The organism is Campylobacter sp. CS_NA3, from assembly GCF_027797495.1.
GTDB lineage: Bacteria > Campylobacterota > Campylobacteria > Campylobacterales > Campylobacteraceae > Campylobacter_B.
Genome location: NZ_CP115609.1, coordinates 924,933 through 948,903, shown reverse-complemented (window position 1 = coordinate 948,903; position 23,971 = coordinate 924,933). Strand labels below are relative to the sequence as shown.

Genomic DNA, 23,971 nt, shown 5'->3' with positions numbered 1-23,971 from the left:
TCTACTCTTCATTTGCGATTTTTTTCGCAATTATTTCGTTCATATCGGCAACGATTTCTTCGATTGTGCGTTCGCCATCGACTGAGTAAAAAATACCCTTGTTGCCGTAAAATTCGCGGATTGCGCCGATTGGTTCGTTAAAAACTTTCATACGATTGTAAAAAACTTCTTCGTTATCATCAGCACCCCTTGCGCGACCCAAAACGCGCTCTTTTGCGGTATTTTCGCTAACGGCGACTTCGATGACTGCTGAAAGCTCTATTTCATCTTCGTCCTTTAAAACTTCATCAAATTTACTCATTTGCTCTACGCTTCTTGGGTATCCGTCGATGATGATAAAATCTTTTGGCGAATTTTTTATCGCAGAAGTTATAGCTCCCACTACGATTTCAAGTGGAACGAGATTTCCTTTTGAGATAAAGCTATCGATTTTAGCACCTAGTTCGCTTCCGCTTGCGACTTCTGCACGAAGCAAATCGCCTGTTGAGTAGTGGGCGATACTTTCGTTATTTTGCGCGATTATGTTTGCGTCGGTGGTTTTACCGCTGCCCGGCGCTCCGATGATTAAAAATAGATTTTTCATTTTTTATCCTTTAAATTTATTCTTAGACCTAATTCTTGTAGTTGATCATGGCTTACTTCGCTAGGAGCTTTTGTCATAGGGCATTGCGCTCGTTGCGTTTTAGGGAAAGCGATGACATCTCTAATGCTACTTGATTTGGTTACTAGCATCATAAGTCTATCAAAGCCGATAGCGATACCACCGTGTGGTGGAGCACCAAAGCTAAGCGCATCAAGCAAGAAGCCAAATTTTTCTCTTTGCTCGTCAGGTTCGATTTTAAGCAGTTTGAAAACTTTTTCTTGAATTTGAGACTTATGAATTCTGATACTTCCGCCGCCTAGCTCAACGCCGTTTAGCACGACATCATAAGCGATAGAAGTTATATCTTCGATGTCTGCTTCGTCAGGGTTATTTGGCATAGTAAATGGGTGGTGCATAGCAGAGTAGCTTCCGTCGTCGTTTTGTTCGAACATTGGGAAATTTACAACCCATAAAAACTCAAATTTGTTTTCATCTATCAAATTTAGCTCGTTTGCAAGGAAAATTCTAAATCGTCCCATATAATCAAGCACGATTTTTTTCTTTCCGGCGCCGAAAAACACAACATCGCCGACAGCTAAATCACAACGGTTTACAAGTTCGTTGATTTCATTTTCGGCAAAGAATTTAACCAAAGGTCCTTTTAGTCCTTCTTCTTTGACTTGGATAAATGCTAGTCCCTGAGCGCCAAATTTGCGAACAAATTCTTCAAAGCCTTGCATTTGTCGTTTGCTAAAAATTTTATCTCCGCCTTTGACGACAAGTGCTTTTACGCGATTTTTCTTTTTATCGCTACCCAAATTTGCAAACATTTCGTTGTTTGATTTTTCAAAAATGTCGGCAACATCGATTAACGGCATTTCAAAACGCAAATCAGGCTTGTCGCTGCCATAAAGCTCCATGGCTTCTTTGTATTCCATACGGCGAAACGGCGTTTTGATCTCATGACCACATGCGCTAAAAATGTCTTTAAGCACTTTTTCGCCGACATTTATAACATCTTCTTGTTCGCAAAAGCTCATCTCGACATCGATTTGAGTAAATTCAGGTTGGCGATCTGCTCGCAAATCTTCATCTCTAAAACATTTTGCGATTTGAAAATATCTATCAAATCCTGAACACATTAAAAGCTGTTTGAAAAGCTGTGGGCTTTGCGGAAGCGCGTAAAAACTTCCAGGATAAACCCTGCTAGGAACCAAATAATCCCTTGCGCCTTCCGGTGTAGCGCGTGTTAAAATCGGAGTTTCAACTTCGATAAAACCAAGCTCATCGAGTGCATTTCGTGCCGCAATGGCTGCTTTTGAGCGAAGTTTAAATCGCTCGTAGTTTTCGTTTGTGCGTAAATCCAAAAAGCGATATTTTAGTTTGATTTCTTCATTTACGCTTTTATCGCCGATGACAAACGGCAACGGCTCACTTGGATTTTCTATGCTCAAATTTTCCACGACGATTTCGATTTCGCCTGTTTTAAGCTTTGGATTTACCAAACCTTCGCCTCTGGCTCTAACTTTACCTTTTGCTCTTAGAACAAATTCGTTTCTAGCTTCGTTTGCAACTTCGTAAGCATTTTTACTATCTTTTGGGTCGCAAACAAGCTGAATTAGACCTGTTTTATCTCTTAAATCTATAAAAACAACACCGCCGTGATCGCGATAAGAATTTACCCAACCACAAACGCTAACTTCCTTTCCGATGTCGTTTTTACCTAAATCAGTGCAATAATGACTTCGCAAATTTTCTCCTTAAAAAATATAAAACTTGATATTATATTTAAATTTTGCTTTTACAAAGCTAATTTTTTATAAAATACCAAAATGGAAAATCAAAATAACAAAATTCATCTAAATTTAAACACTATCGGATTAGTTGCTAAAAAAAGCGAAGAAATCGCACCGCAAATCGAAAAAATCGTTAAAATTTTAAAGAAAAAAAATATAAATTTGCTGGTTGAAAAAAGCAGTGCCGAATTTTTTGGCTTAAAAGGTGTCGAATTTAAAGAAATATTAGAAAACACAAATGTTTTTATCAGCCTTGGCGGAGATGGCACGCTAATTAGCACAGCAAGAACACTAGCACTTAAAAATGCTTTTATTTTGGGCGTTCATGCAGGTACTTTGGGTTTTTTAACCGACACGAAGTTAGATGAATTTGCTAAATTTATGGACGATTTTTTGGGCGGAAATTATGAAATTCAAAAACCGATAATTTTAGATGTCGTGCTTGAAAATAAAAACGGAAAAGTTATCAAAAAAGTCGCATTTAACGATGTTGTTATCACTAGAAGCCTAACTTCTTCAATGGCAAAAATCGACGCGTTTTTAAATAGAAAATATTTTAATACATACTTTGGCGACGGCGTTTTGGTAAGTTCGCCTGTGGGTTCGACAGCGTATAATATGAGCTCGGGCGGTTCTATCGTTTATCCGCTTTGTGATGTTTTTTGTTTGACGCCGATTTGTTCGCATAGCCTTTCGCAACGACCTTTGATTTTGCCAAAAGATTGCATGGTGAGCTTTAAAAATAGCGGTGGTTCGGAAGTTAGCATAGTTATCGACGGACAAGACGCTTTTGATATGAGCGAATTTAAAAGCGTGAGTGTAGGCATAAATAAAACTAGAATTTCGTTAATTCGCAATGCAAAGGCTGATTATTTCGATATTTTAAAAGAAAAGCTTGGCTGGGGGCAAAACGCCTAATGATAGAGCGAATTTACATTAAAAATTTAATCGGCTTTAAAGAGAGTGAGCTGGTTTTTTCAGGCGGTTTAAATGTTTTTACGGGCATTAGCGGGGCTGGAAAATCAGTGCTAATGAGTGCGATTTTAGCAGTGTTTGGGCTGTGCGAAAGCGAAGCAAATGTGGTCGAAGCCGATGTCGGGCATAAATTTGATCTTGATGAATTTGGCATAGAAAATGAAGAGCCAAACAATTTTCGAGTTTTGAAGGAAAAATCGGCAAGGTATTTTGTAAATTCGCAGATGATTTCAAAGAAAAATCTAAATTTGGCAGTGGGTTCATATATAAAATTTTTAGGTGCTAAAAACGCAGATGAGCTTGGTAGCGAGAATTTATTAAATTTACTAGATATTTTAGTTTGCAAAAACGAGCCTGAATTTAGAGAATTTTTATCAAATTTTAGGGCAAAATTTGCCGAATTTTCAAGAGTTTTAAAAGAACTTAAAAAAATCGAAGAAGAAGAAAGTAAAATCGAAGAGCTTAAAGAATTTGCTAAATTTGAAATCGATAAAATTTCATCTATTTCGCCTAAACTTGGCGAATACGACGAACTTATAGAAATCAAAAAAAAGCTTAGCAAAAAAGATAAGATTATCGAGCTTTGGGATAGAGCAGAGCGAATTTTTGAGTTGGAAAAAAGCGTAAGTGAGGCTTTAAATTTAAGCGGATTTGATAGCGGTTTTTTTGAAGATTGTATGAACGAACTTAGGCTTAAAAAAGAAAGCTTAAATTTGGACGAACTTGACGAGATCGACATAGAGCAAATTTTGGATAGAATCGAAGCATTAAGTGGCTTAAATAGGCGATACGGAAGCATTGAAGAGGCTCTTAAAATTTTGCAAATTCGCAAAAATGAGCTAGAACACTATGAAAAAATTAGCTTTGAAAAGCGGGATTTACAAAGCAAATTTGCAAATTTGCAAGATGAAATCTTAAAAAGTTCAAATTTTATTTCAAAGAAACGAAAAAGCGTGGCAAATTTGCTTGAAAATTCGATAAATTCGTATTTGTCGCAACTTTATATGAATAATGTAATTTTAAATTTCAAAGAAAAAAATACCGATGAAAACGGAAGCGATGAAGTTTTTGTAAGCATCAATGAAACCGAGTTTAAAAATTTAAGCTCCGGCGAGATAAATCGTCTCCGCCTTGCCTTTATAGCGGCGAATTTAGATATTTCAGGTTGCGGAAGCGGCGTTTTGATACTAGATGAAATTGATTCAAATTTAAGCGGAAAAGAGGCGATGAGTATCGCCGTTGTTTTGCAAAAAATTTCAAAATTTTATCAAATTTTTGCTATCTCTCATCAGCCGCAGCTTAGCTCCAAAGCCCATACTCACTTTTTGGTCAGCAAAAGCGAAGGTGTTTCGTATGTTACAAATTTAAGAAAAGATGAGAAAATCAATGAATTAGCCCGTATGATAAGCGGTGAAGTTATAACAAAAGAAGCCCTAGAATTCGCTAAAAAATTAGTCTGCTAGTATATATTTTTTTCATTTAAGCTTGTAAAGAAATTTTTTTGATAAAATAATATGTCTTGGAAAAAGGAAATTTTTGTCTTGTCGGATTTAAATTTTTTTTGGAAAGAGTTTGATGATTATAGATACGCATTGTCATCTTGACGATGATAGTTACGATGGCGATTTTAGCGAAGTTTTAGATAGAGCTAAGGCAAACGGAGTTAGCAAAATCATAATCCCGGGTGCGGATATAAATGATTTGCAAAAAGCTAGAAATTTAGCTCATGCAAACGAAAATATCTACTTTGCCGTCGGCGTTCATCCGTATCATTGTAACGATTTTGATTTAAGCATTTTGCAGACTTTTGCAAACGACGAAAAGTGCGTTGCGGTAGGCGAGTGCGGATTAGATTATTATAGACTTAAAAGTGATTTTGAAAGCGACGATGAAAGAGAGCAAAACAAAAGGCTTCAAAAGGAAGTTTTTTTAGCTCAGATAAATTTAGCGGCAAAACTGCAAAAACCGCTAATCGTCCATATTAGAGATGCAAACGAAGATAGCTTTGAAATTTTAAAAGCTAATAGTGATAAGTTGGTAGGCGGGGTGCTTCATTGTTACAATGCAAGCAGGTTGCTTCTTAGTTTAAAAGATTGTGGTTTTTATTTCGGAATCGGTGGCGTTTTAACATTTAAAAATGCTAAAAATTTGGTCGAAATTTTGCCTGAGATTCCGCTTGAAAAACTCTTAATCGAAACCGATGCGCCGTATCTCACGCCTGAGCCTTTTAGGGGAAAAAGGAACGAGCCAAGCTACACAAAGTTTGTCGTGGAAAAAGTCGCGAATCTTTTGAATTTAGAAATCTCAAAAGTCGAGCAGATTACGACTGACAATGCTTCTAGGTTGTTTTCGTTATAATTTTTAAGGAGAAAATTTGCAAAGTTTAAGATATTTGCTTTTTGTGATTTTAACTGCCTGTTTTGCGTTTGCAAAGCCGACTATAACCACTATAAATCACGAAAAGCTCATGGAAGACTTTGGTATCGAAAATACGGCACCAAACAAACTGCTTGTTTATTCGATTTACAAAGGAATTCCGCAACATGACAGAGATCTTTTTAGAAATATTATCAAAACAAAATCCCGCACCGCATATCTTATAAAAAATGAGCTTGAAGAAATCGGAGCACCGGAGTTTTTGCTCTATCTTGCTATGGTTGAATCAAAACTATCAAATAAAGCAACTTCTGGCGCAAAAGCGGCGGGAGTTTGGCAGTTTATGCCGGTTACTGCAAGAAATTTTGGACTTCGAATCGATAATTATGTCGATGAGCGAAGAGACCTAAAAGCTTCAACGGAAGCTGCGTTTGCATATTTGACATTTTTAAAGAAAAATATGGGAAAATGGTATTTAGCACTTATGGCGTATAATTGTGGCGAAGGAAGGTTAAAAAAGGCTATCGCAAAAACAGGGAGCGATGATTTGGAAGCTTTGATGAGTAGTGGAAATTTACCAAAAGAAACAAGCGGTTTTATTAAAAAAATCATAAGATACTCTTATATTGCCACAAGTAGCGATATTAGAGCTACACTAGATTTTAAAAACAAGCCATTGGGTTTTAAGCAAATTTTTGTAGCGCCCGGAACAAAACTATCAAGCGTGGCTAAATCAATCGGTATTTCTGCTAATGAAATGTCAAACTATAACGCTCATATCAAAAATGGCTCAGCCCCGTTAAATGGGAAATATCATTTTTATATCCCTGAAAACAAGCTAAATCTTTTTGTTGCAAACTATAAAAATAAAAAAGATGATAAATTTGGCGTTAGCGGAGAAAATTATCAAACACACTTGGTTGCGGCTAATGAAAATTTAAAAGTCATAGCTCAAAAATGGGGAGTTAGCGTAAAAGATTTAAAGGTAGCAAATAAATTAAAAAGCGATAAAATTTTAGTAAATCAAAAAATCAAAATTCCGCAAGGAGCCGACAGACTTTTAAGCACAAAAAAATATATCGTCCAAAACGGCGACACGCTTGCAGGAATTTCAAAAATGTTTTCTGTAAATATAAATGATTTGGTTGCTATAAACGATATAAAAGACGGTAAGATTGTAGTCGGAGATAACATTGACATACCATAAATTTAGCATTTTTTTGGCACTTTTTTTGATTTTTGGCATTAGCGGCTGTTCGCATAAAAGCACTTCGCATAAAACGCCCACTACAAAGCCAAGTGGTTCAAAAACTCCCGCTACCATGCGACCTTATACCATAAACGGCAAGACATATTATCCTGAGCATGTTAGCGTAGGTGATACACAAAAAGGCATTGCGAGTTGGTATGGTCCGAATTTTCACGGCAAAAAAACTAGCAACGGCGAAAGATATGACATGCATGCTATGACTGCTGCTCACAAGACCTTTCCTATGAATACTATGGTAAAAGTAACGAACACAAACACCGGCGAAAATGCCGTAGTTCGCATAAATGATCGTGGTCCTTTTGTAAGCGGTCGCATAATCGACCTGAGCAAAACAGCAGCACAAAAACTTAGCGTTTATGCTAACGGAACAGCTCCTGTTAAGCTCGAAGTTGTCGGATTTAGCGGAGAGATGATAGCAAAAAATTCGCCAAAGGCGACAGTGATCGGCGGAAATTTTATGGTGCAAATCGGTGCGTTTAGAAACGCAAATGGTGCAAATTCGTATAAGAGCGAATTTGATAATACTTCCGGTTACCGAACTATCGTAAAAGAGTTTGAGCTTGACGGAGAACCGATTTTTAGAGTATTTTTAAGTGGATTTAAAAGCGAAGACGAAGCCAGAGATTTCGCTCAGGGCGGTCCGTTTAGCGGCGCATTTATCGTAAGGGAATAAAAATGATAAGCAAAAAAAGAACTACAAAAGAAACTGATATTAGCTTGGAGCTTGAAATTTACGGCTCAGGCAAGGCTGAGATTAACACAGGCATTGGCTTTTTCGACCACATGCTAACGGCTTTGTGCAAGCACTCATTAATGGATATAAAACTCGTTTGCAAGGGCGATTTGGAAGTGGATTTTCACCACAGCGTCGAAGACTGCGGTATCGTGCTGGGTGAAGCTATAAAAGAAGCGATTTATCCGATTCAAAATGTCGAGAGATACGGCGATAGCGTGGTTGTCATGGACGAAGCGGCGACTAGCTGTGCTTTGGATCTCTCAAACCGAGCATATCTAGTTTATGAAGGTTTAAAAACCGGTAAAATCGGCGAATTTGACGCTGAGTTAATCGCTGAGTTTTTCAGAGCCCTTGCATTTAATGCAAATATCACGCTTCATCTCATAAATTTGCGTGGAGACAACGCTCATCACATAGCAGAAGCCACATTTAAGGCATTTGCCGTTGCATTTAGACGAGCAGTTACTAAAAACTCACGCACAGGAACTCCAAGCACAAAAGGCGTGTTGTAGCGTATGGATTTATTAATTTTAACTACTTTTTGGCTAGGAATTCCGATATTTTTTACTATCGCATTGACGATTGAGTGCGTAAGGCGATTTAAAAAGTTAAAAACGCTAGATAAGGAAGATTCTATTTACGCTGAGCGTAAAAAATCTGCTAGAACATTATTCATAGTGACATTTATTTGTTTTGTTATTACTATCGATTGGTATATCACTCATTTTATACTACAAATGCCACTTTTTTATATGTAGAGTAATTTATAGACAATTATCAAAGTATGATTAACAAGGGTTAGGATATGTTTGAAGATATTTTAGGTTTAGCGATTTTCGTTGGCACTCCTGTTTTGTTGCTTGCCATTATTGTTTTTCTTAACCGCAAATTAAAGACAAAAATTCAAACTAAAAATTGCTCCGAATTTGAAAAAACAGCACTTTATATTGTGCTTTCTATTGCGATTGTTATTTTTGTTTGCTCATTGCCTTATATGGCTCTTTTTATTTTAATGTCCCTATCTGGTGCTAAAATGTAGGAGAATTTATGAACGATGAAAAATTTTATAAAATTATTCTTATAATCTGCGTTATTTGGGCATTTAGCGTGGCTGGATTAGTTGCTTATACTTTTGATTTGCAAAGCAAATGTTCGATTATCTCGTATATCGCAAATGGGAAATAAGCCGTGAAAAAATCTCAAATTTTAACAATCATTTCGCTGATTTTTGCGTTTTTGGTGTTTGATTTAGCATTTTATCACGGAATTACTAAACGCTACAAAAACTCCACGAACCCCGAAATGCAGGCAAAATCAATCGAAGTTAGCAAATTTTTGCCATTTGATGAAAATTCGCAAATTTACAAAACAAAAGCGGACTTAAATTTACAAGGCGACTTGCCCGTCATCGACGGAGCGGCGGCACTTTTTCCTGTGTTTTCGGCTTTTGTGGGTGCAGTATATCCGGCTAGTAGCGTGGAATTTGACGGCAAAAATTTTACCGAAAAAAGCAGACTAAAATACACAAACACTCGTGGAGCCTACAAGGCTGTTGTTGATAAGAAAGCAGATTTGATTTTTGTCGCAAAGCCCTCAAATTCGCAACTACAATACGCCAAAGAAAATGGCGTGGATTTAGAATTCGTGCCAATCGGACTTGAAGCCTTTGTTTTTATCGTCCGTAATGATAATCCTGTATCAAATTTAAGCACCACTCAAATCAAGGAAATTTATAGCGGAAAAATCACAAAATGGTCGCAAGTAGGCGGGGTAAATTTATACATTGACGCTGTGCAACGAAACTAAGGCAGCGGTTCGCAAAGTGCGATGGCGGCGTTTATGAAAGATGAAAAAATGAAGCGAAACACGCTTGGATTTTTTGGCTCAGCCATTGGCTTTTCGTTTCGCTACTATGTCGAAACTCTCGTCGCAAACGGCAAAATCAAAATGCTAAGCCTAAACGGCGTGTATCCAAACAAAGAAAATATCAAAAACCGCTCGTATCCAATAATAGGCGAAATTTATGCTGTGTATGATAAAAATAATAAAAACGAAAATATCGCTAAAATTTTAGAGTGGATTTTGGGCCCACAAGGTCAAGAAATCATCGAGCAAAGCGGATATGTTGGGATAAAATAATAAATTCTAAAATTTTTATCTAAATTTAGCTAAAATTGTAGGATTTTAATAATAAGGTTTTTAAAATGGAAGGCTCTTTTTTTTCTTTTTTTTCGGTTTTAGTTTGTCCAATTATCGCTATTTATTTTATAATTATGACATTTCACGGCACTTCTGATTTGATTCGTCTTGGCAAACGAGATGACGATGAAGCGAAATTTTTAATCACAGCAACAAAAAAACAGACAAGAAAATATATCATCGGAGCTGTTATTTTTAGCGTTTTATCGTTAATTCCATATATCGCAAAAAATTTATAAAAATCATGTAAATTTGCTTTAAATTTATAAAATTCGTTAAATTCAGCCAAAATTCGCTAAAATCATCAAATTTAGATAAGCGAGAAAATTATGATAGAGATTATATTTTTAGATGTCGATGGTTGTTTGAGCGACGGTGGTTTGTATCACTCAAACAGCGGCGAAGAGATGAAAAAATTTAATGTCAAAGACGGCTTTGGGATTCAAGAGTGGCAAAGATGCGGCAAAAAAGTCGCCATAATCACAGGCAAAACCTCACAAATCGTCGCAAATAGGGCAAAAGAGCTGAAAATCGATATTGTTTTTCAAGGCGTAAAAGACAAACTCGCCAAAGCAACTGAAATTTTAGATGAACTTGGGCTTAGATTTTCTCAAGCTGCTGCGATCGGCGATGATTTAAACGATGCAAAACTTTTAAAAGCAGTTGGTGTGAGTTTCAAGCCAAAAAACGCTCTTGCTTCGCTTAAAGCCGACATTACGCTAAATTTAAACGGCGGAGAAGGCGCTGTGCGAGAAATGATCGAATATTTAGTCGATAAAAACGATATGAGAGAAGTTTGGAATAGCAAGTGGTTATAAAAATTTTTTATGTGGCAATCGCCATTTTTAGCGTGGCAATGGTGTTTTTAAGTCTTCAAGATCCCTATTTAACGGAAGCTTTTAAAAAAGATAATACAATTGCAAATATGGAGATGATTGGCATAAATGATTATGAAATAGGAGAAAAAATAAATTTGCAAATCACAGCTAAAAGCGGAACTAGGTATAAAAATTATGACGAATTCAGGGATTTTAACGGAACTCACTTAGAAGTCGATTTAAATCATACTCTTAGTTCAAAAACGGCTATCAGAAAGGGCGATATTTTGACCTTTAAAGGCGACGCAAACTACCAAAATAGCGACAATATAAACTATACTTCACAGGAAATAATTTACAATACAAAGAAAAAAATCGTTTCAAGCAATGTGCCGTTTGTTATGTGGCAAGGCGAAGATAGGGTTGGCGGAAAAAGCATTGTTTATGATATTAATAAAAAGCAGACAAACGCAAAAGGAATTCACGCATGGTATCAGATAAAAGATCAAAATTCTACAAATTAACTGCCTTTTTGGCGGTTTTTGCACTAAATTTGAGTGCAGGTGAGCAAGTCGAAGTTATGGCAGATGAATTTTTTGCCGATGAAGTGAAGCAAATTAGCCATTTAAGCGGTAATGTTACGATAAAAAAAGGAAGTTACGATACGCTAAAATCGGATAAACTAACTATAACTTTTGATAAAAATAGACAGCCTACAAAATACACAGCCACAGGAAATGCAAATTTTAAAATTTTGCTAAACGGCAAACACTACGACGGCAAAGGCGGAATGCTAACTTATACGCCAGAAAGCGAAATTTACACCCTTGAAAATAACGCATATTTACATGAAACTGAAACAAAAAAACAAGTTTATGGCGATAAGATTATCGTAAATCGCACAAAAGGCACTTACGAAGTAAAAAGTGGCTCAGGTGCAGAGAAAAAGCCGATTCGTTTGATTTTTCAAGTCGAGGATAATAAGTGATAAAGGTTTGTGGGGCTAAATTTATCACTTCTGCTAGTGGGCTTAGCGATAGCCCTGATTTTGGCAAAAGTGAAGTTGCCTTTTTAGGGCGGAGCAATGTCGGAAAAAGTAGCTTTATAAACGCTCTTGTTGGTCAAAAAAGCTTAGCAAAATCAAGCTCAACGCCCGGAAAAACGCAACTTGTAAATTTTTTCGAAGCCGAATTTATTGAGAATTTGGGCGAAAATAGTGAAAAATTTTCGCTTATTTTTGTTGATTTGCCCGGTTTTGGCTATGCAAAAGTTTCAAAAAAAATGCACGGAATTTGGCAAAAAAATTTGGACGAATTTATTAAAGAACGCAGAAATATAAAGCTTTTTGTGCATTTAATCGACTCTCGCCAGTTTGATTTACAAATCGATTTGAATTTGCAAGATTATCTAAAAAGTTTTTTGCGAAACGATCAAAAAATCATCAAATTTTACACAAAAAGTGATAAATTAAATCAAAGCGAAAAAGCCAAAGTTTTAAAATTTGATAACGAAGCAAAATTTATCTCAGTTTCAAAAAATTTTGGCATAGAAAACGCTAGACAAAGCATTATAAAAGGGGTTTTTGGTTTATGATAGAGTTAAAAAAAGCTAGACTTTGCGATATTGAAAGTATGCAAAATTTAGTAAAAGATGAGGTCGAAAGCGGGGTGCTTTTGCCAAGAAGCGACGAAGAGATTGCGACAAATATTCGTTCTTATACTCTTGCTTTTCGTGACGGAGAACTAGCAGGTTTTGCGTCTTTGAAAATTTTTAATGCGAATTTAGCCGAAGTGCGAAGTTTGGTTGTATCGCCGAATTTTCGTAAGCAAGGAATTGGCGCAAAAATAGTAGAAGAACTTATCAAAGAAGCCAAATTTTATGGCTTAAAGCAGGTTTTTGCTCTAACTTATCAAAAAGGTTTTTTTGAGAAATTGGGCTTTAAAGAAATTTCAAAAGAAGAGCTTCCGGCTCAGAAAATTTGGGCAGATTGTATAAAATGCAAAAAATTTCCGGTATGCAACGAAATCGCAGTAATCTATACGCTATAACAAATGCTTTTTTGATAGCGTGTTTGTTTATTTATCTGATTTTAACTTCGATGAATCAAAAATTACCGCCGCTAATAGGGCTATTTTTTCTTCATCAAATCGTGCTAAGATTTGAAAATGAAAACAAATTCAAAAGCTACGGCGCAATGTGGTATATAGGCATACTTTATCTTTTTATAGCTGAGCAAATTCACGGATTTCATCTATTTTCAATCGCCGTTACATTTATCATTTTTTATCTTTTTATATTTGAAATTTCGATCAAATTTATTAAATTTAGAAATTTGCTCATCGCACTTTATGTTGTTATCGGTTATGCGGGGACTTTTTTGGTTAGCAATGCTATTTCGTATGTCAAAAAAAGCGGATATTTGGTTTTTGGAAGCGAATATCTTTGGTATATTTTTATTGAAATTTTAATCGGACTTCTTATTTTTAGGGGAAGATTGGTATGAGATTAAAATTGGTTTTTTCATTTATTCTCATATTTTGGGCTATGCTTTTGGTGCGAATTTACTATCTTTCTATCAAATCAAATGAATATTACGAAGAAATCGCCGAACAAAATGTAGTAAAAAGCGAACTCATCGCTCCTGTCAGGGGGCAAATTTTAGATACCAAAGGCACACCATTAGCCATAAATAGGCTTGGATTTTCGATTTGGCTTGCTCCACATCTAAAAATTGATAGCGAATTAGAAGAAGAAATTTCAGTTTTAACGGAAATTTTTTCAGAACTAAATGCTACGCAGATAAAAAAAGATTATCAAAAACAAAATTCGCCTTACAATCAAAATTTTATAAAAGTTGTCGAATTTTTGGATTATAACGAAACGGTAAAACACTTCGCCACACTAAATTTAAGAGATAAATTAAAAATCGAGCCAAGCTCGCAAAGGCTTTATCCGCAAAATTCCCTTGCTTCGCATGTCATCGGCTATGTGGGTCGTGCAAATTCGAAAGATATAGAAAAAAACTATATGTCGCGTTTGACTGGTTATGTCGGCAGAAGCGGCGTTGAAGGCTACTATAACGAGCTATTACAAGGCAGTATCGGTGAGCGGAAAACAAAAGTTACAGCCCTAAATAAAGTCGTCGAAGAAATTTCATTTGTGCCGCCAAGTAGTAGCGATATAGCCCTTACGATTGATATGCAAATGCAAGAGTATTTGCGAGAAATTTTCAAAAACGACGCAGGTGTCGCCATAGTCATGGACATAAAAGACGGAGCGATACTAGCGGCAGGAAGCTTTCCTGAATATGATTTAAATCAGTTTGTAACGGGCATTAGTGCTGAAAATTGGAACGAGCTTATAAACGATTTGAGCCACCCATTTACAAATAAGCTTGTAAATGGGCTTTATCCGCCCGGTTCAGTTATAAAAATGGCGATTGGCATGTCATTTATAAATTCAGGCAAAATAAATGAAAAATGGGCACCGCATTGTAGCGGCGTAATGGAGCTTGGCGGTCGGAAATTTCGTTGTTGGAAAGGCTGGGGGCATGGCAAAGTGGATTTAAACGACGCCATAAGAGAGAGTTGCGATGTCTATTTTTATGAAGGAAGTTTGATTGTAGGCATTGATTATATGGCGAGTTATCTTGATAGAATGGGCTTTGGTCGCAAAACAAATGTCGATTTGCCGAACGAATTTGTAGGCACCGTGCCAAATAAAGCATGGAAAATGCAAAAATTTAAGCGCCCGTGGTATCAAGGCGAAACCGTAAATGCTTCCATAGGGCAAGGCGATATACTAATAACACCTATGCAAATGGCAAAACACACAGCCGAACTAGCTTCCGGAAAAGGCTTAACGCCACATTTTTTAAAAAGTATCGAAGGTGAAAAAATCGAATTTGCTCCAAAAGAGCTTTTTACGCCGACAGAAATGTCGCAACTACCGATGATAAGAAAGGCTATGTTTGAAGTTGCAAATCACGAAAAAGGCACTGCAACAAAGGTTTTGCAAGGTATCGTTGTGCCGATTGCTGCTAAAACAGGCACGGCTCAGGTCGTAGGAATTTCGCAAACGGAAAAAACTCGCATGAAGGAAGCCGATATGGAGTATTATCAACGCTCACACGCATGGATGACGACATTTGGACCTTATGAAAATCCGCAATATGCAGTAACCGTGCTAGTCGAGCATGGCGGCGGCGGCGGAAGTGCAGCCGGTCCAAAAGTAAAGCAAATTTATGAAAAACTTGTTGAGCTTGGTTACATAAAAATCCCCGAACCTACGGAAAAATCGGATAAAAAAGTGCATAAAAGAAAAGATAATTAAATTATTTGTTCGAATTTAATCTTTAAATTTAGTGAATTTTGCAAATTTTGATATATCAAATTTCGCTTTAATGCTTCGTTTGTAAATTTGCTAAATTCATCATCGCTCATATCGCTTGAAATGTAAATTTTTATCTCGCAAAGCTCGATTTTTGGGCTATCATCATAGCCGATGACATTTAAAAGGGTTAGCGAATTTGAAATTTCAAATTTAATCTTGGCCTCCATTTCTAAAATGGCGATTTTTTTGAATTTTGCAAATTCATAAATTCCAGCCAAAACTCCACCTAAAAGGCTACTTGCGAAATAATCAAGCGAACTTTTTTCCGTGCTTTTTATATCAAAATTTATCTGATTTGATATTATTATCTCATCATTTGGCGTAAAAAGCTTGATTTTGTTTTCTCGCAAAACGGCTCGGTATTTAGCATTAAATTTTTCAAATTCCATATTTTTCTCTAAGTGCGATTTTAGCGTTATTTAGTGCATTTAGCTTTGCCGAAATTATCTCGTAAGAATTTAAAGGTCTATTTGCAAATGTAGCAAAACCACAATCAGGATTTAGCAAAATGCGATCTTTAGGGATAAATTTAAGCAAATTTTCTGCCCTTTGCACGATTTCATCTACGCTTTCGATTTTATCATTTCTAGGATTTATCACGCCAAGTCCGATAGTAGCGTGATTTCGCATAAATTCATTTTTAAAAAGCGTTTGGATTTCCCCAGCTCTTGGTGTTGCAAATTCAAGCATAAAAATTTCACAGCCTGATTTTTCAAAAAGCTTTAAAAGCCCGTCATAAGAGCCTTTTAGTAAAATACTTTCATCCTTGCTCCAATTTCCCCTGCAAACATGCAAAGCTGTTTTGATATTTTTGCTTTTTGCATATTTTATTAAGTTTTCTATCAAATTTGAAGCAAATTCTAGTTCTTCGTCATAGTTTTTTTTCTCACTAAGTGCAGCGCACATAAACGATCTTGTCTGCTCTTTTGAAAAGAGAATTTCGGTTAGCACAGGCTCGTCAAACTGCACCAAATCAACACCAAATTCAGCCAAATCATCGATTTCGGCTTTTAAAATTTCCAAAACATCGCTACTTAGGCTTTCTTTATCGTCATAAAAATGCGATGAGAGTTCGCCAAGCCACATTGAGCGAGTTAGCAGATAAATGCCTGGCAAAGTGGCTTTTAAAGGGCGATTTGTGAGATTTTTTAGTATTTTCATTTCATCAAGCACAAGTGGGCTTTTTCGTTTTACTTTGCCGACACAAACAGCGTTTTTAATGGCAAGAGCAGGGACATCTAAAATTTCAAGCATATCTTCAAAACGCTGTTTTTGTGGTATAAAATCAAGCATTTCGCTCATACTCATTAGCTTTGCACCAGCTATTTTTTCGCTTACAAATGAAAGGTAATTATCCCTATCAAGCTCACCGCTTGTGATAAAATCGATGTCAAATTTTTCTTGCAAACGAACTAAATTTTGGGTCTCTTTTTGCAAAATATTATCAACTTCGCTTTGTGAGATTTTGCCTAAAATTAGCCTTTTTCTCGCCATTAAAAGCTCTTGTGAGCGTGGCATTGACCCCATTAGCGAAGTTGAAAAAGCTTTCATTCTAATAACCAAAAAAGTTTAAATATTCATTTGCCTGAGTGATTTGAACAAAGCCTTTTGTGCGACCACTGACCCACTTTTTAAGACCTTCTAAATCCATCATCTCTTTGTGTTTTGGATTGTTATAATCCATTAAAAATAACACTCTTTCAAACTCATTTAGCAAATTTTTATCAAAATCGCTTCTAGCGTTGAAAATACAGTGGTCAAATAGTGCCGTTTCATCTAAAATGACAAATTTATCTTTATCCAAAGTGCCATCACTTGCCCAACGCTCATAGTTCATATCAAGCATCCATGAAGCCGATACTTCGCCTTTTTCGAGTGCTTTAAAGGCGTCTAGCTCGCCACCGACATGATCGCCGTGTAAGCCCACGCCAATGTCAAATCGAACTTCTTCATAATCACTACCAAATTCAAGTCCGTTTAAATGCAAATGATTTATCGGAATTAGCCTTGCTTGTGGCGAATCGTAAGCTCCAAAGCCGATTTTTTTGTCCTTTAAATCGCTTAAATTTGCAATCTCTTTTGTCGTTACTAGATAAGATTTTCTATCGTTATCGGTATCTCTCATGGCTGAGTTTAAAACGCTTCCTTTGCTTCGCAAAAATGCGTCTAAATAGGCTAATGGCGAATTCCACGCAATGTCGATTTCGCCTTTTAAAAGCGCATCGACTTGCATTTTGTAATCTTTAAAGAAAACAGGCTCTAAATTTAGTCCGTTTTCTTTGAAAAAATCAGCGATAATGCCCCAAATAACAGTAACTTGTGGTGCGTAGATGACGGCTCCTAGTTTTATTGTTTGCATAAATTTTCCTTATTAAATTTAAATTTGCAAATTTGCATTGCAAATGCCGACAGATTGGGGCGTTTATGAGCAAAACGAGTAAAATGCTAGACTGGTATGTCTGCGTGAGCGAGTTTTGTGATATATCGCCCCAAGATTAGGCTGGTTTATTTCTAAATTTACTATATCTCTTGACCTGTGATTGCTTTTCCTAGCCATATTGTAAGGACATCGACGCTTGGCGCCATAATCTGACTTGCTAGGCTATCACGCAAATATCGCTCCATATTTCCAAATTTATTATACGCTTTTCCGCCACCGATTCGCATACCGATATTTGCTAACTCTATCGCACTTTCACTTGCAAAAATTCTTGCACTTAGAAGCTTAGCAAATGCGTCTTCTTCGCCATTTGCGATGGCTTTTGCAGCTTCTTTTGTGCCAAGCACTGCTGCATTTGTTTTTGCATAAATTTTTGCTAGGTGAATTTGAACCGTTTCTATCGCGCAAAGTGGTTTATCGTCGCCATATTTTCGCGTTGTAGAATGCGAAATAGCTTCATTTAAAATCGCCTTACAAACACCGCTATAAACGGCTGCCAAACCACATACAAAAAGTGGCGCAATGCCGTTAAAAACCTGCTCCATACCGGTATCTGGACTACCTATGCGAAATTTATTATTTAGTTTTAGATTGTCCATTTTCATCTGACAAGATACATTTGCTCTCATGCCAAGCCCGTTCCAGCTGTTGCTTAAAAACTCCAAGCCTTGCGTTCCAAGTGGAATGCACCAGTTATCAATGCCGTCTTTGCCGCGGGCTAAAACAAGATAAAAACTTGCATATCCGCCACTTGTAACCATACTTTTTAAGCCATTTAGCGTGGTAGTATCGGATTCAAATTTAGCTGTCGTATCAGGCATATAAAAGTGCGTTCCGCTTCCAAGCTCACTATATGCAAGGGCGGCGAATTTTTTCTCTTCTACGATAGATTTGAAAACCTCTTTTTTAAGCTCGTCGCTACCATATTTATTTAGACAAAATAACGCAACATTGCTCATCATATAACAAAGCCCGACACTAGCCGAACTTTCGGCAAACGCCATACAAATTTCAGCGTGTTCTTCTATGCCAAGCCCAGCTCCACCATACTCTTTTGGGATAACTAACGAAAAATATCCTTCATTTGCTATTTCTTTAAATGTTTCAACCGCAAATGCCTTATTTTCGTCATTTGCAACTACGAACGGATCAATGTGTTTTTTGGCAAATTCTCTTGCCTTTTTGTAGATTTCTGACATTCAAGTCCTTTTTTTGTTCTACGCAAACCTTGCGTCTAAAATCCTTAATATTACTAAAATTTATATTTTAACACCATTAAAAAAAATAATATATTTTTAAATTAATATTATTTTAAGTTTTAAATTTGCAAAAAATGAAAGAAAATGAAACGAAAGAAAAGGCATTTTACTGATTAAATTTTATAAATTCATTTGAAAACCACAAATTTTATAGATTTTTTATTTTTTTAGTTATAAAATACTAGTTCGTGTCTCGTTAGCTCAGTTGGTAGAGCATCTGACTCTTAATCAGGCGGCCGCAGGTTCGAACCCCGCACGGGACACCATTTTGATGTTTTGTGGCCCTTTCGTCTAGCGGTTAGGACGCCGGCCTCTCACGCCGGCAACACGAGTTCGATTCTCGTAAGGGTCACCAAAGCTTTTTTATGTTTAAATTTGTTGGGAAATTTATTTTCCTTTGTCTTATTTTGTGTAAGGACTTGAATAATGAGTGCTTTTGATTTTTCTATAAGATTTGAAAATCTTGACAAGCTTATCCGAAGCACGAAAAGCGATTTAACAAATTTATCCTTGCGCTTATCGACTTGCAATAACGATAAAATAGGGATTGCAATCTTTTTATTATTTGATTGGAATAAATATTTTACACAAAAGAAAATTTCTATAAGTGCGCAAGTACAATTTTAAAATAGCGAATTTTGAATTTTGTGCGAATTTAACATCTCTAAAAGCGAGTTTTTATCACAATTTACCAAAGCATAATGAAAATCTTTTATATTTTTTAAATTTTCAAGGCGATTGTAGCGAAAATCAGCGTCTATGCCTTTTATCTCTTTGCTCCACGGAAGCGAAATAACGATATTTTGGCTAAATTCTTTTGTAAGAAAGCTTGCTACTTTTACAAAAAGCGTTTCATCGCTTTCGCAGATAAAAGCGCGATAACTCTCGCCAAATTTGCAAATTCTAAAAAATCTATCTACAAAAACAGGCTCAAAATGCTCTAAATTTCGCAAATCTCCGATTTTATAATTTATATTTTGTTCTTTTAAAAACTCTACAATTCCGCAAAATTCATCGATGAAAATTCTAGGAAGCGGTAAATTTTGATAATAAACTTCATCAAAAATGAAATTTGAAAAGAAAATTGAGCCTAAAAAAAGCATTTCGTAATCCGAATTTGGCGTTATTTTCAAAAGTTTTGAACCAAATTTTTCCAAAATCTCGCCGTCTTTGCAAAAAAAGATTTTTTCATCTTCGCCACCGGTTAAAATAACTAAAAATTCATGCAGATTTTGTGGCGCAAACAAGACGCTTTTTGGCAAAACAAATCGTTTTAGGATTTCATTTTGTATTAAATTTGTTCGCACAAATTTGTGGTTTTTTGAATTTGCAAAAAAGACTATCAAACGAGTTAGCGCTTGGTTTAAATTCGCAACCTTTATAAGTGCGATTTCGCTATTTTTTATCTCGCAATCGCCACTAAAAATAATCGCATACGCTCCAAGCTCGATTGCTTTTTGAATTTCACTCTCATCGCCGTTAATGTCGATAAAGGCAAATTTTGACTTTACGCTTTCGCTTTTGTAGGCAAAACCTTCCACAACGCTAACGCTTGGTTCGTTTATAAGTTCGCCCCCGCTTAGCCTTGCAAGATTTATAATGTTTATCAAAATTTGCCCCTAAATTTACCCTACAACTGCGCCGTTTTTAACCACGCCGTGAGTGCCAAGAAGCGTTAATGAGCCATCTTCTGCGCTTAAAATCATACCTTCGCTCATATTTCCAAAAACTTTTCGTGGTTTTAAATTTGCCAAAACGCAAACTTGTTTGCCGATTAAATCTTTTGGATTGTAGTATTTGGCGATTCCGCTCATTATTTGGCGTGGATTTTCTTCGCCAAGATCTATTTTAAATTTCAAAAGTTTTTCGCTACCATCGACGCTATCGCACTCTAAAATCGTGCCGACTTTGATAACACATTTTTTAAAATCATCGATTGAAATTTGCGAATTTTCGCATTTTGTTTCAGGTTTATTTGTCGAATTTGCCGTATTTTGCGAATTTGCGGTTTCATAATTTGGCTTAGCCATAAGTTCGGTTTCGACTTTTGCAAAAAGCGGTGCAACGGCACTAGCTTTAAAATCAAAAATTTCATCTTTTAAAATAAGTCTTTCATAGTTTTGCGAATTTATCTCAAAACCTAGTGCTTCGCCGATTTTAACGGCAGTTTTTGGCATTGCAGGACTTAGCAAAATGGCAACTTTGGCTAAAATATTTGCCACAAGCGCAACAAGAGCGTTTGCTTTTTCTTCGTTGCCGTTTTTCATCAAATTCCACGGCTCGTATTTTGCGATGGCTGTATTTGCCAAAGTAAGAGCTCTAAAAAGCTCTTCTAAATAGCGATTTGTTGCAACTTCTTCAAGCGAATTTATGGCATTTTGCAAGTAAATTTTTGTTTCATTTAACTCATCTGTAAAGAATTTTGCAGTATCTTTTGAATTTATCACAAAATTTGAGTATTTGCTACTCATGCCGATAATGCGATTTAGCAAATTTCCTAAATCGTTTGCAAGTTCTGAGTTAATGCGAGAGATTATCGCTTTTTGCGAGAAATCGCCGTCTTGCCCAAACGGCACTTCGCGTAGTAAAAAGTAGCGAAACTGCTCCAAGCCGTAAGCGTCAGCCACTTCTTTTGGATTTACTACATTGCCTAAGCTTTTACTCATTTTTTTGCCGTCTCTTGTCCACCAGCCGTGTGCTGCTATGTGTTTTGGAAGTGGCAGATCCAAACTCATCAAAAACGCAGGCCAATACACAGCATGAAATCGCAAAATATCCTTGCCGACGACATGAAGCGTGTTTCCCCAAAAGTCCATTTTTTCGCCGTTTATGGTGTAACCGAGAGCTGAGACATAGTTAAGCAGGGCATCAAGCCAAACATACATTACATGCTTTGGCTCATTTAGTGAATTTGGAAGTTTTATGCCCCAGTCAAAACTCGTGCGGGTAATGGAGAGATCTTTTAAGCCGTTTTTGACAAAGCTAATAACTTCATTTTTTTTGCCGCCAGGAAGAACGCATTTTTCGCTGTTTTCATACCATTTTAGCAGTTTATCTTCATATTTTGAGAGTTTGAAAAAATAGCTTTCTTCTTTGACAATTCGCGTTTTTTTACCACAATCAGGGCAGTATTCGCCGTCGATTAACTGCGTTTCTGGGAAAAAACTCTCACAGCTAACGCAGTAAAAGCCTTCATACTCGCCTTTGTAAATATCGCCGTTTTTGTGCATTATCTCAAAAGCATTTTGAACCGTTTTTTTGTGATAATCATCTGTTGTGCGAATAAATTTATCATAACTTATTTCAAATTCGTCCCAAAGATTTCTAAATTTTGCACTGATTTCATCGGCGTAAGCTTGTGGCGTTTTATCTCGCATTTTAGCGGCTTCTTCGATTTTTTGTCCGTGTTCGTCCGTGCCTGTTAAAAAAAATGTTTCATGCCCTTGCAAACGATAAAATCTCGCCATACAATCGCAAATAATCGTAGTATAAGCGTGTCCTATGTGTGGGACATCATTGACATAATAAATCGGTGTTGTAACAAATCTTTTTTCCATAATCTTTCCTTAAAAATCAAATCCGCCACTTTGACCTTTTGACATATTTTCAAAGGTCGCCTTGACATAATCATCGCGAATTTGGCAATCTAAAATTTTCTCGCATTTAAAGCAACTATCAATGCTCAAATTTTGTTGGCAATCAAGCAAAATTTGGGTTTTTTTATCAAATTCTATCTCGTAAGAATCTTTTTCTTCCATTTTTATTTTCCGTAAATTTCGTGAAGTTTGGCTATTTCGTATTTTGAGCCAAAAAAGCATGGGCTGGTTTGATGAATTTTTTCGATTTTTATCTCAAAAAGCGAATTTGAAGTGCCGTTTGTCGTGGCGCCACCTGCTTTTTCGTAAATGTAAGCAAAAGGCAAAACTTCAAATGTAACGCGAAGCTTTCCATTTGGTGCGTCCGAGGTCGCTGGATAACTAAAAAGTCCGCCACCTTTGATGAGAATTTGGTGCAGGTCGCTAACCATAGCGCCGCTATACCTAAGACGATAACCTTCTTCAAATAAGCAATTTACAAGCTTTTTGTGTTTTTCGCTCCAACCTTTTTGCGTGGCTCCCGTTGCGTTTAGTTTGCCTTTTTCTTTCAATTTTAATTCATTTATAAAAACAAACTCATTTTGCGGATTTAAGCGATAAAGTTTGGGCGAGTTTTCGCAAATTACCATTTCAAGGCGTGGTCCATAAAGTGTGTAAGCAGCAGCGACTAAATTTTTGCTAGAAATTTCATTTTTGTAAATTCCAAAAATCGAGCCGATAGCAAAATTCACATCAAAAAGGCTTGACCCGTCAAGCGGATCGTAAGCTACGATAAATTCGCCTTTTTCGTTGATTGTTAGCATTTCATCTTTTTCTTCGCTCACCAAAGCTTTAACAAGGCTCGAATTTTTAAATTCATCTTCTATGATTTTATCGCTTAAAACATCAAATTTAAGCTGTGTGTCGCCTGTTGAGTTTTGATTTTGCGTGTAGCCAAATTCGGCAAATTTAAGCTCGTTGCTGATTTTCTTGGCGATATTTTCTATTGTTTTAAAAATTTCTTGCATGTTTTATCCTTTTAGACTTTTTTTGCATTTTGCAAAATCCACTCGCAAACGCCGTTTGTGTCGTTAATATCAAAAAACGGAAGATTAAATTTAGACATTTTTTCATCGCCTAAATTTGAAGCAATCGCATTTGAAAACGGCAGATAGCTTTCATCGATTTTATCCAAAAATAGGCTAATTCGTGGAAGCGGAAGTGTTTTTAGCCCTTCGACAATCAAAATATCAAACTCATCAACCATTTTGATGATTTGTTCGATTTGCATTTTATTTTGCGAAAAAAATGTCGTTCTTGTCGGGCTTGCCACGACGACATCGGCTCCAAGAGCGCTAAATTTGAAGCTATCTTTGCCTTCGGTGTCAAATTTAGCCTTGTCTTTTGGATCGTGTTTTACAATCACAACCTTTAATCCGTCATCAATAAATTTTTTCGCAACCTTGCAAATAAGCGTAGTTTTGCCGTTATTTGACGGACCACTAAACGCAATAGCAACTCGTTTCATAAAATTCCTTAAATTCTTTGCATT

The 23,971-nt window shown here is 36.4% G+C and carries 30 protein-coding genes and 2 tRNA genes; 21 read left to right on the top strand and 11 right to left on the bottom strand.

The features are described from left to right. Position 1: 1 nt before the first annotated feature. A complete protein-coding gene (locus tag PF026_RS04735; RefSeq protein ID WP_270863991.1) occupies positions 2 to 583 on the bottom strand; it encodes an adenylate kinase in 582 nt (193 codons plus the stop codon). Beyond that, the gene (gene aspS, locus PF026_RS04730) at positions 580 to 2,334 is read right to left on the bottom strand and encodes an aspartate--tRNA ligase (RefSeq protein ID WP_270863990.1); all 1,755 of its coding nucleotides are present in this window, start codon (positions 2,332 to 2,334) and stop codon (positions 580 to 582) included. The genes PF026_RS04735 and aspS overlap by 4 nt, the downstream gene beginning before the upstream one ends. 81 nt (positions 2,335 to 2,415) lie before the next feature. On the opposite strand from aspS, the gene PF026_RS04725 reads away from it, so the two are divergent. The 18 genes from PF026_RS04725 to mrdA all read left to right on the top strand — a co-directional run bounded on the left by PF026_RS04725 (position 2,416) and on the right by mrdA (position 15,085). Next, the gene (locus PF026_RS04725) at positions 2,416 to 3,297 is read left to right on the top strand and encodes an NAD(+) kinase (protein WP_270863989.1); all 882 of its coding nucleotides are present in this window, start codon (positions 2,416 to 2,418) and stop codon (positions 3,295 to 3,297) included. After that, positions 3,297 to 4,817, top strand: a complete 1,521-nt coding sequence (locus PF026_RS04720; RefSeq protein ID WP_270863988.1) for an AAA family ATPase — start codon at positions 3,297 to 3,299, stop codon at positions 4,815 to 4,817. The genes PF026_RS04725 and PF026_RS04720 overlap by 1 nt, the downstream gene beginning before the upstream one ends. Before the next feature lie 112 nt (positions 4,818 to 4,929). Next, complete coding sequence (locus PF026_RS04715) at positions 4,930 to 5,712, top strand: TatD family hydrolase (RefSeq protein ID WP_270864033.1); 783 nt, start codon at positions 4,930 to 4,932, stop codon at positions 5,710 to 5,712. A gap of 16 nt (positions 5,713 to 5,728) precedes the next feature. Continuing rightward, on the top strand, positions 5,729 to 6,937 hold the full coding sequence (locus tag PF026_RS04710; protein ID WP_270863987.1) for a lytic transglycosylase domain-containing protein: 1,209 nt from the start codon (positions 5,729 to 5,731) through the stop codon (positions 6,935 to 6,937). Then, entirely contained in the window at positions 6,924 to 7,673 is a 750-nt protein-coding gene (locus PF026_RS04705) for a septal ring lytic transglycosylase RlpA family protein (RefSeq protein WP_270863986.1), read from the top strand. Before PF026_RS04710 ends, PF026_RS04705 begins: the two co-directional genes overlap by 14 nt. Positions 7,674 to 7,675: 2 nt before the next feature. Next, entirely contained in the window at positions 7,676 to 8,248 is a 573-nt protein-coding gene (gene hisB, locus PF026_RS04700) for an imidazoleglycerol-phosphate dehydratase HisB (RefSeq protein WP_270863985.1), read from the top strand. Positions 8,249 to 8,541: 293 nt separating this feature from the next. After that, entirely contained in the window at positions 8,542 to 8,775 is a 234-nt protein-coding gene (locus tag PF026_RS04695) for a hypothetical protein (RefSeq protein ID WP_270863984.1), read from the top strand. Positions 8,776 to 8,783: 8 nt separating this feature from the next. Beyond that, the gene (locus PF026_RS04690; protein WP_270863983.1) at positions 8,784 to 8,921 is read left to right on the top strand and encodes a hypothetical protein; all 138 of its coding nucleotides are present in this window, start codon (positions 8,784 to 8,786) and stop codon (positions 8,919 to 8,921) included. A 3-nt stretch (positions 8,922 to 8,924) separates the two neighbouring features. After that, positions 8,925 to 9,542 (top strand): PstS family phosphate ABC transporter substrate-binding protein, encoded by a 618-nt coding sequence (locus PF026_RS04685; protein WP_270863982.1) that lies wholly within the window; start codon positions 8,925 to 8,927, stop codon positions 9,540 to 9,542. A gap of 33 nt (positions 9,543 to 9,575) precedes the next feature. Then, positions 9,576 to 9,875 carry a hypothetical protein gene (locus PF026_RS04680; RefSeq protein WP_270863981.1) on the top strand — a complete coding sequence of 100 codons (300 nt, stop codon included), beginning with the start codon at positions 9,576 to 9,578 and terminating at the stop codon, positions 9,873 to 9,875. A 65-nt stretch (positions 9,876 to 9,940) separates the two neighbouring features. Beyond that, positions 9,941 to 10,174 carry a hypothetical protein gene (locus tag PF026_RS04675; RefSeq protein WP_270863980.1) on the top strand — a complete coding sequence of 78 codons (234 nt, stop codon included), beginning with the start codon at positions 9,941 to 9,943 and terminating at the stop codon, positions 10,172 to 10,174. 90 nt (positions 10,175 to 10,264) lie between these two features. Further along, positions 10,265 to 10,753, top strand: a complete 489-nt coding sequence (locus PF026_RS04670; RefSeq protein ID WP_270863979.1) for a KdsC family phosphatase — start codon at positions 10,265 to 10,267, stop codon at positions 10,751 to 10,753. Beyond that, positions 10,744 to 11,277: an LPS export ABC transporter periplasmic protein LptC gene (locus PF026_RS04665; protein ID WP_270863978.1), complete on the top strand. Its 534-nt coding sequence runs from the start codon at positions 10,744 to 10,746 to the stop codon at positions 11,275 to 11,277. Before PF026_RS04670 ends, PF026_RS04665 begins: the two co-directional genes overlap by 10 nt. After that, the gene (gene lptA / locus PF026_RS04660) at positions 11,241 to 11,741 is read left to right on the top strand and encodes a lipopolysaccharide transport periplasmic protein LptA (RefSeq protein WP_270863977.1); all 501 of its coding nucleotides are present in this window, start codon (positions 11,241 to 11,243) and stop codon (positions 11,739 to 11,741) included. Before PF026_RS04665 ends, lptA begins: the two co-directional genes overlap by 37 nt. Then, a complete protein-coding gene (yihA, locus tag PF026_RS04655) occupies positions 11,738 to 12,346 on the top strand; it encodes a ribosome biogenesis GTP-binding protein YihA/YsxC (RefSeq protein WP_373566991.1) in 609 nt (202 codons plus the stop codon). Before lptA ends, yihA begins: the two co-directional genes overlap by 4 nt. Next, positions 12,343 to 12,801: an N-acetyltransferase gene (locus PF026_RS04650; RefSeq protein ID WP_270863976.1), complete on the top strand. Its 459-nt coding sequence runs from the start codon at positions 12,343 to 12,345 to the stop codon at positions 12,799 to 12,801. Before yihA ends, PF026_RS04650 begins: the two co-directional genes overlap by 4 nt. Beyond that, positions 12,750 to 13,256 carry a hypothetical protein gene (locus tag PF026_RS04645; RefSeq protein ID WP_270863975.1) on the top strand — a complete coding sequence of 169 codons (507 nt, stop codon included), beginning with the start codon at positions 12,750 to 12,752 and terminating at the stop codon, positions 13,254 to 13,256. The genes PF026_RS04650 and PF026_RS04645 overlap by 52 nt, the downstream gene beginning before the upstream one ends. Next, positions 13,253 to 15,085, top strand: coding sequence for a penicillin-binding protein 2 (gene mrdA, locus PF026_RS04640; protein ID WP_270863974.1), 1,833 nt, complete (start codon positions 13,253 to 13,255; stop codon positions 15,083 to 15,085). Before PF026_RS04645 ends, mrdA begins: the two co-directional genes overlap by 4 nt. Here mrdA and PF026_RS04635 read toward each other — a convergent pair. The 4 genes from PF026_RS04635 to PF026_RS04620 form a co-directional block, all read right to left on the bottom strand. Then, positions 15,082 to 15,534 carry an OsmC family protein gene (locus PF026_RS04635; RefSeq protein ID WP_270863973.1) on the bottom strand — a complete coding sequence of 151 codons (453 nt, stop codon included), beginning with the start codon at positions 15,532 to 15,534 and terminating at the stop codon, positions 15,082 to 15,084. The genes mrdA and PF026_RS04635 overlap by 4 nt on opposite strands. After that, the gene (locus PF026_RS04630; protein ID WP_270863972.1) at positions 15,524 to 16,696 is read right to left on the bottom strand and encodes a cobalamin-independent methionine synthase II family protein; all 1,173 of its coding nucleotides are present in this window, start codon (positions 16,694 to 16,696) and stop codon (positions 15,524 to 15,526) included. The genes PF026_RS04635 and PF026_RS04630 overlap by 11 nt, the downstream gene beginning before the upstream one ends. Position 16,697: 1 nt before the next feature. Continuing rightward, the gene (locus tag PF026_RS04625) at positions 16,698 to 17,504 is read right to left on the bottom strand and encodes a phosphate/phosphite/phosphonate ABC transporter substrate-binding protein (protein WP_270863971.1); all 807 of its coding nucleotides are present in this window, start codon (positions 17,502 to 17,504) and stop codon (positions 16,698 to 16,700) included. A gap of 161 nt (positions 17,505 to 17,665) precedes the next feature. Next, positions 17,666 to 18,784: an acyl-CoA dehydrogenase family protein gene (locus PF026_RS04620; protein ID WP_270863970.1), complete on the bottom strand. Its 1,119-nt coding sequence runs from the start codon at positions 18,782 to 18,784 to the stop codon at positions 17,666 to 17,668. Positions 18,785 to 19,034: 250 nt separating this feature from the next. On the opposite strand from PF026_RS04620, the gene PF026_RS04615 reads away from it, so the two are divergent. The 3 genes from PF026_RS04615 to PF026_RS04605 all read left to right on the top strand — a co-directional run bounded on the left by PF026_RS04615 (position 19,035) and on the right by PF026_RS04605 (position 19,471). Beyond that, positions 19,035 to 19,110, top strand: a tRNA-Lys gene (locus PF026_RS04615). A gap of 14 nt (positions 19,111 to 19,124) precedes the next feature. After that, a tRNA-Glu gene (locus PF026_RS04610) sits at positions 19,125 to 19,199 on the top strand. 71 nt (positions 19,200 to 19,270) lie between these two features. Further along, entirely contained in the window at positions 19,271 to 19,471 is a 201-nt protein-coding gene (locus PF026_RS04605; RefSeq protein WP_270863969.1) for a hypothetical protein, read from the top strand. Here PF026_RS04605 and PF026_RS04600 read toward each other — a convergent pair. From PF026_RS04600 to mobB, 5 genes are read right to left on the bottom strand one after another with little or no spacing between them, the layout of a single operon-like run. Then, complete coding sequence (locus PF026_RS04600; protein ID WP_270863968.1) at positions 19,468 to 20,454, bottom strand: hypothetical protein; 987 nt, start codon at positions 20,452 to 20,454, stop codon at positions 19,468 to 19,470. The genes PF026_RS04605 and PF026_RS04600 overlap by 4 nt on opposite strands. Positions 20,455 to 20,469: 15 nt before the next feature. Next, a complete protein-coding gene (gene metG / locus PF026_RS04595; protein WP_270863967.1) occupies positions 20,470 to 22,401 on the bottom strand; it encodes a methionine--tRNA ligase in 1,932 nt (643 codons plus the stop codon). Between the two features lie 9 nt (positions 22,402 to 22,410). After that, positions 22,411 to 22,602 carry a hypothetical protein gene (locus PF026_RS04590; protein WP_270863966.1) on the bottom strand — a complete coding sequence of 64 codons (192 nt, stop codon included), beginning with the start codon at positions 22,600 to 22,602 and terminating at the stop codon, positions 22,411 to 22,413. Between the two features lie 2 nt (positions 22,603 to 22,604). Continuing rightward, positions 22,605 to 23,447: a class 1 fructose-bisphosphatase gene (locus PF026_RS04585; RefSeq protein WP_270863965.1), complete on the bottom strand. Its 843-nt coding sequence runs from the start codon at positions 23,445 to 23,447 to the stop codon at positions 22,605 to 22,607. Between the two features lie 11 nt (positions 23,448 to 23,458). Then, positions 23,459 to 23,947: a molybdopterin-guanine dinucleotide biosynthesis protein B gene (mobB, locus tag PF026_RS04580; protein ID WP_270860796.1), complete on the bottom strand. Its 489-nt coding sequence runs from the start codon at positions 23,945 to 23,947 to the stop codon at positions 23,459 to 23,461. Between the last annotated feature and the right edge of the window lie 24 nt (positions 23,948 to 23,971).